The following is a 17,063-nucleotide window of genomic DNA, read 5'->3' on the forward strand; positions in this document are numbered from 1 at the left end:
AATGTTTAAAATTATGTAGCCTTTATTCAGGACGGGTCACTATTGTTGGCAACGGTCTAGTATAACCGTCAGTTACGGGTTAATATGCGTTAATTTTCGGTTTAGCACGAACGTTAGCAATTCCGAGTGGATTCGGACGTAGTCGAATCCGCCGTAATTGCGGTTATACATTGTTATATAGTATCAATACTCATTTTCTTTAAATTACCCTTAAACCCTTTGTTTATAAGGGTTTTGTGTTTTTGTGTAATGCAAATTAATGCAATAAAATGCTACTAAAAGTTAGGTTTGTTGTACCTATTGTTGTACCTTAGTATTCAGTTGCACCCGTTTGCACAGCCTAAAAACCAGAGTCTTATGTCCTCAATAAAATTAATTTTAAGGAAAAATAAAATTGATAAAGCAGGTGAAGCACCTCTTTATTTACGTGTAATCAAAGACCGTAAAACTAAATTTATTTCATTGAGTTTAAAACTAAACCCTACTGAATGGGATGAAGATAAACAAAAAGTGAAGAAAAATCACAAAAGCTCTACCAGGTTAAATGCTTACATTTCTCGAAAGGTTGCAGATGCAGAGGGAGAAATAGCAGATTTAGAAAGAAGAAATCAATCTACCTCAGCAAGAAGAATAAAGGAAGCAATAAAAGGCAAGCCTTTAATTAACTTTTTTGAATTTGCCTATGATAGATGCGAGAAGCTTAAAGACACTGTTACGCTATCAACATACAGAAGTTATAAAAACAACATAGAAAAGTTTGAAAGATTTGTAGGGCATCGTGAATTAATGTTTGATGACATAACGGCTACCACTTTAAAAGACTATGCAGCACATTGCAGTTCAAAGTTGGGTAATAACAACACTACTATTAATTATGCTTTCCGGATATTGAATTTAATGTTTAGAGAAGCAAAGAAAGAAGATTTAATATCCAATGAACTTGTACCGTTCACAAAGTTTAAAGTAAAGAAAAACAAGACTACAAAGCGTTATTTAAACGAAGAGCAGTTTGAAGCCTTTATGAATTTAGAAGTTCCACAAGAACACAAAGCACAGGTTATTAAAGATATGTTCATCTTTTCTGTTTTCTCTGGTGGTTTAAGGTTTGGCGATATTATCGAGTTACAATGGAAAAACTACGATAAGAAAAACCACCGTATTACAAAAACAATACGTAAAACCAAAAGGCAGCATAGCATTAGGATAGGTCAAAAAGCGGTTGATATTTTAGAGAAGTATGCAACCGTAAATCAAAATCAAAACGATATAATTTTTCCGTTTGCTAAAGTCGATGAGCTATATTTTAAAGATAGAGAACACAGAAGTTTAATAACCAATAGAGCAATTTCTTTAAGCAATATGTATCTAAGTAGAATGGGTGAAGAATTAGAGCTACCCTTTAATCTATCATTTCATATTAGCCGACATACATTTGCTACCAGAGCTTTAAACAATGGTATGCGTATAGAACACGTATCAAAATTAATGGACCATACAGATATTGGTATAACCCAAGTGTATGCAAAAATTATAAGTAGTGAGTTAGATAACGCAGTCGATAAATACATCAATTAATTACAATGTTAAACAAACCAATCAACAATATAGTTAAAGAGCATTTCACCAAAATAAGAAATGCGGCCAAACATAAAGCTGAAAATGATTTTAAAATTAATGTGCTTGAAAAGATAAAAGATTTAGACCATTTTCAAAAAGTGGCGTTTTGTGTTACTGAGGACGAAAGAATTGAAAAACTAAAAGAAGAAGACCCTCATCCATACTATATTAATAACGGTGATGATTGGTTGTTAACTCAATTTGCAACGCGACATTTTCTGTTAAATGTGGATGAAAGTGAGGAGTTTATACAATCCGTTTATTTAGGTGATTATAGTAAATTAATTCATAATCATATTAAGGTTTTAGGTAAGGACATACCAAAAGTGACTTACAAAGGCTTTTTAAAAGGTGTACGATGTGAGTATTTTGAAAATTTTGATTCGCAATTTCATATTGATGAAAAAGACTATTATCAAATAGCCGATTGGCAGATGAAGACTGTGTTGGATATTGTTGAATATGACACAACCAATATCATTAGATCATTCCAAGGGCATTGCAGGTCTTTAGAAAATCCACTTGAATTTATTGAAAAGCAATTAACCGTTCTTGAAGATAAATTGTCTAAAAATATTAATGAAGCAAAAACCATAAAACAATTATTATCAAAACTACACTTATTTAAGAACTTTGATTTTAGCACCTACAACGATGAGTTGTTGTTGGCAAATCACCCACTGTTTTATAATGATGAAAATAATTTCAGAAAATTAAACCCTGTAACCTTAAAAGAACCTTTAAGTAAAATAGCCGCCAATGTTAAAAGTGTTATTGGCAATGAATTTACTATTTTTTACTCGCTTGATATTTTACAAAAATGGATGCAAAAAATTATAAAAGGGCATTCATTAGATGTGCCATTTCAATTTATCGATACCGATAAAGAATTGGAAATAGCCATTCAAGAAGCAGAGGAAGAAAACCAAAAGGTTATAGATGAAATAAATGACTATTGTTTTAATGATGTAGGCAAAACAGACAAGCAAATTAAAAAATATCTAAGGGATAAATTTCAAGAACAAATTGACGCCTATAACAAAGTAAAAGACGATAGAGTATTTTTTCTGCTTCGAGAAGAAAATAAAGTACTTCAAAGCGCAAATGTAAAATTCAATTATATAATTAATGATAAACTTAAAGAAGTCCTTCAGGAAATAAAAACAGCTTATAAAATCCAAAATACAAGCTGGGAGATTACGTTCATTTTTCAAGAACTATTCGACAGTAGGACTATGTATTTTAAAAACGATTCAGGTTCTCATATCATTATTCAATCGTTAATGAATAAAATGGTGGTTGATAAAAAATTGTATAATGAATTACAGGACTCTTTAGATACGTTTTTTAAAAGGTTTCATCGTGATTCTGTGCCTTTAGATATACATTTCATAAACCATAGAGAAACATACATTAGAGTATTTGAGAAAAGTATGGTAAGGTTTCAAGAAATTTTAGATAGCGCAGAACCAAGTAATAAGGTGCTCTATATCCAATCAAGATTAAAAGAGTTGAAACACCGTGAATTAGAATTTAGAGCGTTGATTGAGAAGCGTGAAGGCTTTAAAAATAAAGAAGATAAATATCCTAAGCTGTTCAAAGACTTTTTAACTATTGAAGCCGAATTTATAAAAGAAACAGCTATCGTTGCACCATTAACCTATTTACCAGAAAATCCTAAAATATTGCTTGACAAACCAAAGATAGAAAGCTTTGAAGAGTTATTATCTGCTGAAAAACAAACTTATGTACTAAAAATGTTAGAAGATTTGGCAATTACGATTGATGGTTATTATGCGTTATCACCAAAAAAATTAGGTGCTATAAGAGGTGTTGTAGAAGCTTTGAGGGAAAAGAAAATCATATCACATATGGGGCTGCATAAACTTAGTGTAATGTTTGCCAACAAAATAAATGCTACAATGAAATCAGAATTGGATGAATCCAATACATCCGAAGATTATAAAAAGACTGCAATAGAGTACATAAAAAACAATCCTCTGCACTAATTTTCATAAAAGATAAGGGTTTTATAAGGGGGTAACACCGTTACCCTTTTTACCCCCTAAAGCTTTTTTCAGCTTTGTTGGAGTAATCTAAAAATTATTTCAGCAAATGGAAGCAATTATTTTATCAAAAAACCAGTACAATGAACTTCTAAAGAAAATTGATGAAGTTAAAACATCATTAGACGAAAAACAGAAAAACCCTAAAGATGTTTTTGTAGACAATCAGGAGTTTTTACAACTAATGAATATCAGCAAACGCACCGCCCAAACTTGGAGGGATGAAGGTGTCGTATCATTTTCGCAAATAGGCTCAAAAATCTACTATCGTATGAGCGATGTAGAAAAATTACTCGAAAAAAACTACAACAAGGCATTTAAAAAAGTAAAAAGGTAATTGTTGTACGATACTATTAAAATAGTAAAGTATTTAGACAAGTTACCAAAAGAAGCCGTTACCAGAGTCCGAGATACATTTATTTGGAACAATTGTCTATGGAAACCACGTTTTAATAATTTTAACGAGGTGGTTTCTTATGCTGCCGACCTAAAGAATTTAAAGCTAAGACTAAGAGGAAACGAATTAACCATTACCAACAGTTTACAAAAGTTTTATATGGGTAACAACTATCAACCGTTTACCTATTCACAAGTGGTTGAAGCGGTAAACACTTTAAATACTTGTTTTGGGAATGTCTTATTAGATGCAGAAGTCAAACGTTTAGCAATAGGTTTAGTGATTTACGAAGTACCTGAAAACACCTTTCAAATGTGGCAAGAATACAAAACTGTTCAACCTCAATTTATGTGTAATGGTGCTAAGGTTTATGGCGTTCATTTTAAAGCGACCAATTACAAAATCAAAGGCTATGATAAAACCTATCAAGTCAAGCAAGACACAAGGATAGACATCAAAAACAATGTTATTCGGTTTGAAATAGAAGCCAATTCAAGGTATTACAACCAAAGGAAAGATAGCATAGGAGTTTATAAGTTTTCAGATTTAGTTGATGCTTCAAAGTTTAAGCAATTGGGTGAAGAACTACTATCGGTATATGTCAACATCAAGAAGCGAAAACAAATAGATTTTGAAAACTTAACGCCAGAACAAATTAAATTAATGGCTACTTACGGTAATTCATTTTGGGCAAATGGCTTAAAAAAGCACCATAAGCACACACATAAGAAAGAGCGACAAGCCTATTTAAAACTTCTAAAAACCTTTAGTGATTCTGATATAGAGAATGATATTTATGAGAAACTAAAATCACAAATAAATTTCTGTTTAAATAACTGAATATTTACAACTTGTAATATACCCTAAAAAAGGGGTAATGGTGAAATACGAAAAACCTTAATGTAAAACCAAGATATATTTATATTTTTAACATTTTAAAAAAGCAGTCTATAACCAATGACCAAGGAGCAACAAATAGAAAATGAATTAATTAGTCGATTAAGCGATTTAAAATACACTTATCGTCCTGATATTCGTGATAAAAATACATTAGAACAAAACTTCAGAGAAAAGTTTGAAAAGTTAAATAGAGTAAATTTAACAGATTCCGAATTTAAAAAACTTAGAGAAGAAATAGTAAACCCTGATGTTTTCAAGGCTTCAAACTATTTAAGAAATACCAACACATTTTCAAGGGAAGATGGTACACCATTACACTATACGCTTGTAAATATTAAAGATTGGTGCAAAAATGACTTTGAAGTTATTAATCAACTCAGAATAAACACAGATAACAGTAACCACCGTTACGATGTTATTTTATTAATCAATGGTGTTCCTGTTGTTCAAATAGAATTAAAAACCTTGCAGATTAGTCCTAATCGTGCAATGCAACAAATAGTTGAATACAAAACAGATCCTGGCAATGGTTACACCAATTCATTAATGTGTTTTATGCAATTGTTTATTGTGAGCAACAAAACAAGAACGTTTTATTTTGCTAATAATAACAATCAACATTTTGCTTTTAATGCAGATGAACAATTTTTACCTGTTTATGAATTAGCGAGTGAAGACAATAAAAAAATAAGTCATTTAGACGATTTTACAGATAAGTTTTTATCAAAGTGTACCCTTGGTCAAATGATAAGCCGTTATATGGTATTAGTTGCTAGTGAACAAAAAATGCTAGTAATGCGACCTTATCAAATCTATGCGGTTAAAGCAATTGTAGATTGTATAGACCAAAATAGAGGAAATGGCTATATATGGCATACTACAGGTAGTGGTAAAACATTAACATCCTTTAAAGCATCTACACTTTTAAAAGAAAACCCAAATATCGAAAAATGTTTATTTGTAGTTGATAGAAAAGATTTAGATAGACAAACACGCGAAGAATTTAATAAGTTCCAAGAAGGCAGTGTTGAAGAAAATACGAATACCGAAACTTTGGTACGTCGTATGTTATCAACCGATTATGCCGATAAAGTAATTGTAACTACTATTCAAAAATTAGGTTTAGCACTCAATCAAAATAGTAAGCGAAACGTAAAGCAAAGAGAAGATAATAAAGAAACCTATTACGATAGATTAGCACCGTTAAGAGATAAAAGAGTAGTCTTTATTTTTGATGAGTGTCACCGCTCACAATTTGGCGACAATCACGATGCAATAAAAGAGTTCTTTCCAAAAGCACAATTATTTGGCTTTACGGGAACACCAATTTTTGAAGACAACGCTACTTATAAAACTATTGAAGGTAACGAAGCATCTTATAAAACAACTACAGATGTATTTCAACAAGAATTACATTCTTACACCATCACGCACGCTATAGAAGATAAAAATGTATTACGTTTTCATATCGATTATTTTAAACCGGATGGCGTTGTAAATATTGGTAGCGATATACATAAATTAGCAGTAGCTAATGCAGTAATCAATAAACACGATAAGGCTACAAACGATAGAAGATTCAATAGTATTTTAGCTACAGCTTCAATTAACGATGCAATTCAATATTATACTATTTTTAAAGAATTACAGGCTCAATTAATTACAGAAAACGAAGACTATAAACCTTTAAATATTGCTTGTGTATTCTCGCCACCTGCCGAGGGCAATAAAGATATTAAACAGTTACAAGAAGATTTAGAGCAAGAAAAGAAAGATAATGAGGTAGAACCGAATAAAAAGAAAGAAGCCTTAACAGAAATCATTTCAGATTATAACCAACAATATGGTACAAATCATACGATAACAGAGTTCGATTTATATTATCAAGATGTGCAACAGCGCATAAAAGACCAAAAGTACTCTAACAAAGACTATCCGCATCAAAACAAAATTGATGTTATGATAGTGGTAGATATGCTCTTAACAGGTTTCGATTCTAAATACCTAAATACGTTGTATGTAGATAAAAACTTAAAATATCACGGTTTAATACAAGCCTTTTCACGTACAAACAGGGTAATTAACGATACCAAACCTTACGGTAATATTTTAGACTTTAGACACCAAGAAGAAAGCGTTGATAAAGCAATGGTATTATTTTCTGGCGAAAAGGTAGACAACCCTAAAGAAATCTGGTTAGTTGATGCAGCACCAAAAGTTATTGAAAAGTACGAAAAGGCAGTACAGAACTTAAACGAGTTTATGCAATCAAAAGGTTTAGACTGTACACCTTCAGAAGTTAGTAATTTACGTGGTGATGAAGCACGTGCAGAGTTTATCAACACCTTTAAAGAAGTACAACGCTTAAAAACACAATTAGACCAATATACAGACCTTGAAGAACAGCAAACAGAAGCTATAGAGGCATTATTGCCTATTGATGATTTACGTTCCTTTAAATCGGTGTATCTAGATACGGCTAAACGCTTAAAATCACAACAAGACAAAGGCGGTGACAATATACCACCAGAAGTTGAACAATTAGATTTTGAGTTCGTACTATTTTCTTCTGCGGTCATTGACTACGATTATATCATTGGTTTAATTGCTAAATACACGCAAGACAAACCATCTAAACAAAAAATGACACGTCATCAGTTAATTAATCTATTAAGCTCTAGTGCCAACTTAATAGAAGAACGTGACGACATTATAGAATACATTAACACGTTAGAAGTAGGGAACGGTTTAACCGAAAAAGACATAAGACAAGGGTATCAAAAATTCAAAGACGAAAAAGCAGAAAAAGAACTACGTACAATTGCTGAAAAGCACGGTATTACAACCGATAGCCTAAAAGCCTTTATTGCCGAAATTATGAACCGTATGCTCTTTGATGGCGAAAAGTTAACCGACTTATTAGCACCATTAGAATTAGGGTGGAAAGAGCGAAGAATTAAAGAATTAGCACTAATGGAAGACCTAGTGCCATTATTAAACAAATTAGCCCAAGGGCGTGAAATAGCAGGTTTAAACGCTTATGAATAAAGAAGAACAAGTATTGCCAGAACTTCGTTTTCCTGAGTTTAACAAAGAGGGTAAATGGGAAATTACAACCATTGGTCAAATGGGTAGTTTTTATTACGGTAAAAGTGCGCCAAAGTGGTCTTTGTCAGAGGATGCGCCAACACTATGTGTTAGGTATGGAGAGCTTTATACTAAATTCGGCACAATAATTAAGGAAGTGTACTCTAGAACTAATATAGACCCCAAAACCTTAAGATTTAGCAAAGGGGGTGAAATTCTTGTCCCTCGAGTAGGAGAAGACCCATTTGCATTTTCAAATTGTTCATATTTACCTTTTCCAAACATTGCAATTGGAGAAATGATAAGCGTATATGAAACAGAACAAGATTCTATCTTTTATGCATATTATTTCAATACTTTAAGTAGTCAATTTGCTAAAGTGGTTGAAGGTCAAAATGTAAAAAATTTATATTATGTTAATCTTGAACCAATAAAAATTGGTAAGCCAAAATCAATAGAAGAACAACAAAAAATAGCTAAGTGTTTATCATCATTAGACGAAGTTATTAATGCCGAAACCGAAAAACTAAAGCTATTACAAGACCATAAAAAAGGTTTGTTACAACAATTATTCCCGCAAGAAGGAGAAACACAGCCTAAATACCGCTTTCCAGAGTATAGAAATGATGGTGATTGGAAAGAAACCACTTTAGATGCGGTTGCCGACTATAAAAATGGGAAAGCTCACGAAAAAGAGATTTCTAAAACAGGAAAATATAAAGTAGTCAACTCTAAATTCATTTCAACTGAAGGAGAAGTTGTGAAATTTAGTGATTCTGTAAACTTAGAAACCAAAATAGGGGATATTTTAATGGTACTAAGCGATATACCAAATGGTAAAGCATTGTCGAAATGTTTTTACGTGGATAAAAACGATACGTATACAGTAAATCAGCGAATATGTAAAATAACATCAACCAATATCAATAGTGTTTTTCTATTCTATCAACTTAATAGAAATAAATACTTTTTACGCTTTGATGATGGTAATAAACAGACAAACTTAAGAAAAGATGATGTGTTGAATTGTCCAATTTTAAAGCCTACAAACCCAAAAGAACAAGATAAGATTGCAAATACACTTACTTCCGCAAGTACATTAATAGAAGAACAACAAGAAAAAATAAGAAGACTGCAAGCTCATAAAAAAGGCTTGTTGCAACAATTATTTCCTAATTTAAATGACGTTGCGGTATGAGTAAAAAGTTTGAAAAAAACATAAGCGATATTGCAAATCAGTTAGTTGGTTTAGAAAAAAATATAAACCTTATTTACGCATTTAATGGCACTGGTAAAACAAGACTGTCTGTTGCGTATAAGGATGTAACTAAAACCAATAACGGTGGCAGTCATTCTGGTGTGTATTATAATGCTTATAGTGAAGATTTATTTAATTGGGATAATGATGAAGAAAATAATGGCACAGATATAAAACTCAAACTTGCCAAAAGCAGTTTAAATCAATTCCACCCTTTACTAGATGAAATTAACCTACAAGATAAATTAGCATCATATCAGCCTAAATTTGATTATAGGTTTGAGTACTTTGATGAATTAAATGATGGTATTAAGTACATTAGGTTTTATAATAAAAAAGAAGATGAAGAACCTTTAGAAGAACCTGAGGGTGTAGAGCAAAAAAAGGAAGAGAAGAAAGAGGAAGAGGAAAGACCAATTAAAATTTCAAGAGGAGAAGAGCAAATATTCGTTTGGTGTTTCTTTTTAGCTTTGTTTGAAGTTGATGGATGGACTGGAGAAGACAATCAATCGACACATTTTTTTATTGACGATCCTGTTTCAAGTTTAGACGACCATAACATTTTTGTTACAATATCTTCTCTTGTGGATTTAATAGATAAGCATTTCAAAAAGAGAAAAATAATAATAACAACCCATCATATCGGTTTCTTTTCTGTGTTGGCGGATTGGTTAACGAGAGGAGAAAAAGCATCACGTTATCAGGAGCAAGTAGATATTTACAAGTTAAAAAATAATAACGGTACAATTCAATTAGTCGGCCCAAGAAAGGAAGTCTTTTTATATCATTTAGAATTATTAAGGGTAATAAAAGAAGCTAAAGATAAAGACGAAATATATGTGTATCACTTTGCTTTGTTAAGGCAAATATTGGAAAATATTAGTTCTTTTCTAGGAGTTAGGAATTTTTCACACGTTTTAAAGGAAATAGGCTTTTCAGATGCAGAAAAGCAAGCTCAAATAGTCAATATTATGGCTCATAAATCAGTATTTAGATATGAACTCAGAGAGCCAGTGCCAGATAATAAAAAGCTGATAATAGAAATATTTGAAGCAATACAGAAAAAATATAAATTCGTTTTACACGCATAAAATGACAGCAAAACAAAAACAGGACAAATTAGGTCAAACACTTTGGGATATAGCAGATAGTTTAAGAGGAGCAATGAATGCGGATGATTTTCGTGATTATATGTTGTCATTTCTCTTTTTACGTTATTTATCAGACAACTACGAAACCTCAGTTAAAAAAGAATTAGGGTCTGATTATCCAAAATTAGATGAAGAAGATAGTCGTACACCGTTATCGGTTTGGTATCAAGACAATCCAGAGTTTATTGCAGACTTTGAAAAACAAATGCGTAGAAAAGTACACTACGTTATTGAGCCAGCATATTTATGGAATAGCATTGCAGAATTGGCAAGAACACAGAATAGCGAACTATTATTAACCTTACAAAAAGGGTTTAAATACATAGAAAACGAATCGTTTGATAATTCCTTTAAAGGTCTATTCTCAGAAATCAATTTAGATTCAGAAAAGTTGGGTAAAAATTATGAAGCTAGAAACAAAAAGCTTTGTACTATCATCCAAAAAATCGCAGAAGGTATTGAAGGTTTCGATACAGATACCGATAGTTTAGGTAATGCTTACGAGTACTTAATTGGTCAGTTTGCAGCAGGTTCAGGTAAAAAGGCAGGAGAATTTTATACCCCACAAGAATTATCTACCGTACTTTCAGAAATAGTAAGTTTAGACAGTCAAAACCCAAAAGCTGGAAAAAAGAAAAAAATCAATAAGGTATTAGATTTTGCTTGTGGTTCTGGGTCATTGCTATTAAATGTAAAGAATAAAATAGAAAAACAAGAAGGTGGTGGTACAATAAGTAGAATATATGGTCAAGAAAAGAATATAACCACTTACAACTTAGCACGTATGAATATGTTGTTGCACGGTGTTAAGGATTCTGAGTTTGAAATATTTCACGGTGATACCTTAAAAAATGATTGGGATATTTTGAATGAAATGAACCCAGCTAAAAAAGTAGAGTTTGATGCTATTGTAGCAAATCCACCATTTAGTTTACGTTGGAATCCAAGTGAAACCACAGCAGAAGATTTTAGATTCAAAAATTATGGTTTAGCACCTAAATCGGCAGCAGATTTTGCATTCTTATTACACGGTTTTCACTTTTTAAGCGATGAAGGTACGATGGCTATTATATTACCACACGGTGTGTTATTTAGAGGTGGTGCAGAACAACGTATTCGCACAAAATTATTAAAAGATGGTAACATCGACACAGTAATTGGTTTGCCTTCAAATTTATTCTTTTCAACAGGTATTCCGGTATGTATTTTAGTTTTGAAGAAATGTAAAAAAGAAGATGATGTATTGTTTATAAATGCTAGTGGTGATGAGAATTTTGCAAAAGAAAAACGTCAAAACTTTTTACGAAAAAAAGATATAAAGAGAATAGTTGATACCTATCAAAACAGACCAGAACTAGAAGAGAGATATGCACGTAGCGTATCAATGGAAGAAATTGAGAAAAACGATTTCAATCTTAATATTTCACGTTACGTAAGTACAGCAAAACCAGAACCAATTATCAACTTAAAAGAGGTTAATACTAAAATAGTAGATGTTGAAAAAAGAATAAAAGCAAGTAGAGAAGAACATAACTCTTATTTAAAAGAATTAGGTTTGGATGGTATTTAAGTTGTATAATAAATACAGTTGATCTCATAAAATTAACTTAAAAGTGAAAAATATTTGTAAATTAACTTATAAGTGAATAACTTTGCACACATAAAACCATTGTTTAAGTATAATAAAGTAGCATATTACTCTGTTGTATTAAACGATAATAAAGAGACCTTGTACGAAGAGTTTGTTAAAAAGCACGAGCTAAATAACAAGAACAAACTTTACCATATTTTAAAATGGTTACAAGTAATTGGAAAAAAGTATGGAGCACAAAACCGTTTTTTCAGAAATGAAGCTTATACCGCAGATACTTCAGCATTACCACCTGTGGGCAAAGACAGAAAACCGTATTATATCGAAAATGGCAAAAAGAAAAACAACACATTAAGATTGTATTGTTTAAGAGCCAGTGAAGGCGTAGTCTTTTTGTTTAGTGGAGATATTAAAACGGCTAACAACGCCCAAGACTGCCCAAATGTGAAACCACATTTCTTATTGGCTAATCAACTTACAAAAGCAATTGATGAAGCATTCAAAAATCACGACATAGTTTGGAATGATGATTGTACTTTAATTGATTGTGATAAAAACTTTAAACTCTATTATTAACTATGGAATTTCCAAAAAACAACATATTAGACAATTGGTTAGAAGCTAATCAAAATACTGAAATAGACAGATTCATTGAAAGAAACTTGGCTATAACAGAAAAGGTATGCGCTGTTTTAAAAGAACGTGGTATCAAGAAAAAGCAATTTGCAGAAATGTTAGGTAAATCGCCTTCTGAAGTATCAAAATGGTTATCTGGTTTGCATAATCTCACCCTAAAGAGTATTACAAAAATGGAAGAGGTTTTAGATATTAATCTAATTAATATTGAACCTATAAAAGAAATTGAATACGTTTATTTAGGTTCTATTCCAGGTGGTGGTATGGAAGATGCTATCAATGATTATGAAGAAACAAACTATAGTGCAGCAAGTTAATGAATAAAGAGGTTAAAATAGACCCAGAAAAAATACACCTATTTCACATAAATATTGTGGAAAGCTCTATTAAAGATGTTGCTCAAAAAGGAGACAACAACTTTAAAATAAATATTGCTCAAACCACAATGCATAATTTGAAAGATGAAAGGGTTAAAATAGGGTTGTTTATAGATTTAATTCACGACGAAGTAACTTCAGATGCTAAAGCTCATTTTGTTTTTGATTTTCATTTTAAAATTGAAGAATTAAGCAATTACTACGAGTTAAAAGAAGATAATTCGCCAATCTTTACAGGAGTACTCATTGCAACACTTTTAGGTATTAGCTTTTCAACAGCAAGAGGTATTATTTTTGAAAGGCTTTCAAACACCAATATGCAAGGTATGATTTTACCTGTGGTATCACCTCAAAAAATGTTAGCTCTTCAAAAAAAAGAAAACTCTTAATATATTAATTTATGAAGAGTAGTTTAGTAGCCTTGTTATTTGAAGAATATAAGCAAATATGCCTTTTTGATGAACTTGAAGAAAAAGGTCTTGATTTAACTAAAATAACTGTTCGTAATTCAGATGTTGTTTTTGATCTTGTGGGTTTTCCTAAAGATAATACTCTTGATTATGATTTTAATGTTTTAAACGGTCTTGAACATAATCCATCAAATGGTAAATTGCCAGATGATAATCTTTTTTGTAGAGATTGGTTATATGATAAATATCACGATGTTATTTCTTCAATAGAAAAGAAACAAAGGATTGATGTTACGGATAAAGGTTTGAAAATGGTAGAATATGATGATGAGGTTTTAATAAAATCTAAATTGTCATCTTTCATTGATTGGCTTTATTCAGAATACTCAAAACTTTAATTTTGGTTATTTAGTTTCCCCACAAAACAAAACCCAGTTTTTTCGTACCTCAAAATCCTCTGTCTTTTGTTTTGTTCCCCTCGCCAACGCACTTGTAGTTTTTGGTTGCCATCCCTCACACAGCACATTACTTGTTTTATTTAAACTTTAATATTTTAAAGAAAAGGTAAAATAAAAAAGTAAAGAGCTGTTGCCAACGCACACACCAAAAACCACCCCAAGCTATGTTTACATAACGGGTAGTTATAATAGCAGCCGCTACACCCACCGCATCACCAAAGCTGTAGTTATAACGCCATTATGTAAAATAGCCGCTTTTCCCACGCTCACATCCGAACTTTCAATAAAAATCCGAACTAAATTGAAACAATAGTCTTTTGAAATTTTAGCTTAAAATGATGCATATTCGTTATCTCATTCAAGCTGCACAAAACCATCGTTAAGTCCAAGTATTCCTTATCTCAAGTCTTTGTTTGTTTCATTTCTTTAACAAATATATTAGTCCACTTTTCCCCACCACCCAAGTCAGCGGTTTTAAAAAAATAGGTTCGTAATATGTAGTAATACGCCATAGCATATTGCTTTTTCTCGTACCTCAAAAAAACAAAAAGCTATTGCCTAAAAGTCCTGTATAAGTAGCTTGTTTAAATGCTGTTTTACCAAACAACTATTTAAAACGCTACCCATACAAACGCTTCATCCAACACTCAATAAAGAACTAAAACCTATTTTTTTAAGTGTTAATTCCCCTAAAAGTGTTTTCGTTTTTTTATCAAATAATTAGCAGCTTGTTTCTCAATATCTTTTTGAGTCCAAATTTCATTTTCCAAAACCCATTCATTGATTTTCTCTTTATCAAAATATAAGCGTTTACCACGTTTTGAATGAGGTATATTATGTGTGCTTGTTAATTTATAAATATGAGATTTCGATAAACCTAAATACTCAGTCAGTTGTGTTATATCCATTATTTTAGGTGTAATGGTAGTAGTGTCATTTTTACCAATGCTTGTAAAGATATTTTCTAACATAGTTTCAATATGTTCTAATTTATCATTGATGATTTCAAAAGGATTTTCCATAATGTTTAAGTATTAAAATAAAAAAAGGTAGCAAATATATGTGGCTACCACAGCCAACGCGTAAGGCTATAAAGGTCAAGCCCTACGGGTTTTGAATAAAACTTTTTTCAAATTATTTCTTCTATTTCATTAAACATTTTAACTCAAAAAACTTTTATCCAAAAACCTTGACAGCCTCATCCACGCCACAACAATAGAAGCTATCTTTTTTTCTTTTCAAAAAAATTAATGGTGCGAAGCGTAGCGAAGCAATTTTAAATTGGATAGCTATGTCAAGTTTTGAACTAAAAACACACCAAATCGGAAGAGCCTACTCGCAACCTCATTTTTTTATCCTAAACAAAGGAGTTAACAGCGGTAAACCACTCTCAAATCCTTGTCCTAACTGTTTTGTAGTAACAACCGTAACCGAAGAAGCAAAAAACACATTGTTTCACTTGTCGATGATGTTGCAAATTGGCGGTTTTTACGCTTATTATTTAAAAGGTAGTGTTATTCCGTTTATTTCCGTAGATGATTGCAGAAACACGCTTAAAAAAGGGTTAAAATCTACTTCAAATATTAATGAACAGATGCAAAAGCATATTAAAGCGGTTGAGGTTATCAGTAAAAAGGAAAAGGAGTTACAAAGTGTCATTGATAAAATGGCAGTTTTAAAGGTGGCATATATCCGTAATTGTTTCAAACTAATGCAAAATGAAGAAGTGTAATGCAAAGGCATCACAGAGCCTTAAAACAGTAACAAAATGGCATTATTTTAGTTATATTAATTGTTGAAAATGGTTTTAAAAGCCATACCAAGTCCGTACCAAGTCCGAATGAAGTGTAATTTTAAATTTAATATGTTATGGGAGTTATCTCGCAAGGAATCCTGGGCGGAGTATCAGGTAAAGTAGGAAACGTAGTTGGTGCATCTTGGAAAGGCATTGACTATCTAAGAATCAAGCCTTCTAATGTGGCGAATCCACGTACAGAAGGACAAGTTAATCAAAGAAACAAGTTTACAGTTACTTTGGAGTACCTTCAACCGAATTTAGGGTTTATCCAAAAAGGCTTTAAAGCTTATGCGGTACAAAAAACTGCATTTAATGCTGCAATGTCTTACGTGCTAAATAATGCTATTACAGGAAGTGCCCCAAACTTTACTGTTGACTATTCATTAGCTCTTTTAAGTAGAGGAAGTTTGTCTGGAGCATTAAACCCAGCGACAGATTTAGCAACAGCAGGGCAAGTAGAATTTACTTGGGATGATAACTCTGCTGAAGGTAATGCGAATGCAACAGATAAGGCAATGGTTTTAGTTTACAATCCAAGTAAAAAAGAATCGATGTATATTCTTGATGGTGCAGATAGAACAGTAGGTTCTCAGATCATTACAATTCCAAGTACCTATGCAGGAGATACAGTAGAGCTATTTATGGCGTTTATTTCTGCTGATGGTAGTACAGTATCAAATAGTGTGTATTTAGGCTCTGGTACGGCAGCTTAATAGCTTAGTTTAAATACAATTTAAAACCGTTTTTATTAACTTAGAAGCGGTTTTTTTATGCCTTTTTAAGGCTTCTCTTAATGGGTTAAAATGTTATACCTATGTTGTACCCTTTTTATGTTAATCATTTGAAACCCTTTATTTATAAGGGTAATTTGTATTAATTAATATAATACATTGTTGTGTGTAGGTTTTTTGTTTTTAATTAATTCAGTTATTCTTTCCACTTTTTTAAAGTCAGCGTCAATTAACCAAATTTTCAAAGTTCGATTATTAAGTTTTAATTTTAAGTTCGCTTTATTTTTAAAATTTCCACCTACTGCGCTACCCATTAAAAAATCTGCAATATGACTTAATGTCGAAATAAACCAATCTGTACGTTCCGCATTCAGTTCTGCTTTTTTTATTTCAGCGTATGAGTATGTTCCGTTATTTTTCGGTTCCGAAGCGTCAACAATATCAAATTCGTCCGTATTCAGAATAAATTTCAATTCCGGCTTTTTTCTTAATTCAACTGTCTCTGTCATTCAGCGTTCTGATTTTTTAACTTACACACAACAATTATATATAATTAATATTAACTATATACCAATTATGTATGTCA

The 17,063-nt window shown here is 31.7% G+C and carries 16 protein-coding genes; 14 read left to right on the forward strand and 2 right to left on the reverse strand.

The annotated features are described in order from the left end of the window. Positions 1 to 357: 357 nt before the first annotated feature. The 12 genes from RNZ46_RS10240 to RNZ46_RS10295 all read left to right on the forward strand — a co-directional run bounded on the left by RNZ46_RS10240 (position 358) and on the right by RNZ46_RS10295 (position 13,888). Positions 358 to 1,575: a tyrosine-type recombinase/integrase gene (locus RNZ46_RS10240; protein ID WP_316982107.1), complete on the forward strand. Its 1,218-nt coding sequence runs from the start codon at positions 358 to 360 to the stop codon at positions 1,573 to 1,575. Positions 1,576 to 1,580: 5 nt separating this feature from the next. Beyond that, on the forward strand, positions 1,581 to 3,626 hold the full coding sequence (locus RNZ46_RS10245) for a hypothetical protein (protein WP_316982108.1): 2,046 nt from the start codon (positions 1,581 to 1,583) through the stop codon (positions 3,624 to 3,626). Positions 3,627 to 3,732: 106 nt separating this feature from the next. Further along, entirely contained in the window at positions 3,733 to 4,020 is a 288-nt protein-coding gene (locus RNZ46_RS10250) for a helix-turn-helix domain-containing protein (protein ID WP_316982109.1), read from the forward strand. A gap of 3 nt (positions 4,021 to 4,023) precedes the next feature. Then, positions 4,024 to 4,920, forward strand: coding sequence for a hypothetical protein (locus RNZ46_RS10255; RefSeq protein ID WP_316982110.1), 897 nt, complete (start codon positions 4,024 to 4,026; stop codon positions 4,918 to 4,920). 117 nt (positions 4,921 to 5,037) lie between these two features. Continuing rightward, on the forward strand, positions 5,038 to 8,028 hold the full coding sequence (locus RNZ46_RS10260) for a type I restriction endonuclease subunit R (RefSeq protein ID WP_316982111.1): 2,991 nt from the start codon (positions 5,038 to 5,040) through the stop codon (positions 8,026 to 8,028). Continuing rightward, positions 8,021 to 9,265, forward strand: coding sequence for a restriction endonuclease subunit S (locus tag RNZ46_RS10265; RefSeq protein WP_316982112.1), 1,245 nt, complete (start codon positions 8,021 to 8,023; stop codon positions 9,263 to 9,265). Before RNZ46_RS10260 ends, RNZ46_RS10265 begins: the two co-directional genes overlap by 8 nt. Continuing rightward, on the forward strand, positions 9,262 to 10,416 hold the full coding sequence (locus RNZ46_RS10270) for an AAA family ATPase (protein WP_316982113.1): 1,155 nt from the start codon (positions 9,262 to 9,264) through the stop codon (positions 10,414 to 10,416). Before RNZ46_RS10265 ends, RNZ46_RS10270 begins: the two co-directional genes overlap by 4 nt. A gap of 1 nt (position 10,417) precedes the next feature. Continuing rightward, entirely contained in the window at positions 10,418 to 12,046 is a 1,629-nt protein-coding gene (locus RNZ46_RS10275) for a type I restriction-modification system subunit M (RefSeq protein ID WP_316982114.1), read from the forward strand. Positions 12,047 to 12,118: 72 nt separating this feature from the next. Then, positions 12,119 to 12,643: a hypothetical protein gene (locus RNZ46_RS10280; protein WP_316982115.1), complete on the forward strand. Its 525-nt coding sequence runs from the start codon at positions 12,119 to 12,121 to the stop codon at positions 12,641 to 12,643. A gap of 2 nt (positions 12,644 to 12,645) precedes the next feature. Next, positions 12,646 to 13,020 (forward strand): helix-turn-helix domain-containing protein, encoded by a 375-nt coding sequence (locus RNZ46_RS10285; protein ID WP_316982116.1) that lies wholly within the window; start codon positions 12,646 to 12,648, stop codon positions 13,018 to 13,020. Beyond that, a complete protein-coding gene (locus tag RNZ46_RS10290) occupies positions 13,020 to 13,469 on the forward strand; it encodes a hypothetical protein (protein WP_316982117.1) in 450 nt (149 codons plus the stop codon). The genes RNZ46_RS10285 and RNZ46_RS10290 overlap by 1 nt, the downstream gene beginning before the upstream one ends. A gap of 11 nt (positions 13,470 to 13,480) precedes the next feature. Beyond that, positions 13,481 to 13,888 (forward strand): hypothetical protein, encoded by a 408-nt coding sequence (locus tag RNZ46_RS10295; protein WP_316982118.1) that lies wholly within the window; start codon positions 13,481 to 13,483, stop codon positions 13,886 to 13,888. Positions 13,889 to 14,637: 749 nt separating this feature from the next. On the opposite strand, the gene RNZ46_RS10300 is transcribed toward RNZ46_RS10295, so the two are convergent. Further along, positions 14,638 to 14,970: a helix-turn-helix domain-containing protein gene (locus RNZ46_RS10300; protein WP_316982119.1), complete on the reverse strand. Its 333-nt coding sequence runs from the start codon at positions 14,968 to 14,970 to the stop codon at positions 14,638 to 14,640. Between the two features lie 269 nt (positions 14,971 to 15,239). Here RNZ46_RS10300 and RNZ46_RS10305 point away from each other — a divergent pair, with 269 nt between their 5' ends. Together RNZ46_RS10305 and RNZ46_RS10310 are read left to right on the forward strand one after the other, a co-directional pair. After that, positions 15,240 to 15,680: a DUF6943 family protein gene (locus RNZ46_RS10305; RefSeq protein WP_316982120.1), complete on the forward strand. Its 441-nt coding sequence runs from the start codon at positions 15,240 to 15,242 to the stop codon at positions 15,678 to 15,680. A 137-nt stretch (positions 15,681 to 15,817) separates the two neighbouring features. Beyond that, complete coding sequence (locus tag RNZ46_RS10310) at positions 15,818 to 16,459, forward strand: DUF6266 family protein (protein WP_316982121.1); 642 nt, start codon at positions 15,818 to 15,820, stop codon at positions 16,457 to 16,459. A 164-nt stretch (positions 16,460 to 16,623) separates the two neighbouring features. Here the strand turns inward: RNZ46_RS10310 and RNZ46_RS10315 are convergent, their stop codons facing one another. After that, positions 16,624 to 16,986, reverse strand: a complete 363-nt coding sequence (locus RNZ46_RS10315; protein WP_316982122.1) for a hypothetical protein — start codon at positions 16,984 to 16,986, stop codon at positions 16,624 to 16,626. Between the last annotated feature and the right edge of the window lie 77 nt (positions 16,987 to 17,063).

The sequence above is a fragment of the Hwangdonia lutea genome, assembly GCF_032814565.1.
GTDB lineage: Bacteria > Bacteroidota > Bacteroidia > Flavobacteriales > Flavobacteriaceae > Hwangdonia > Hwangdonia lutea.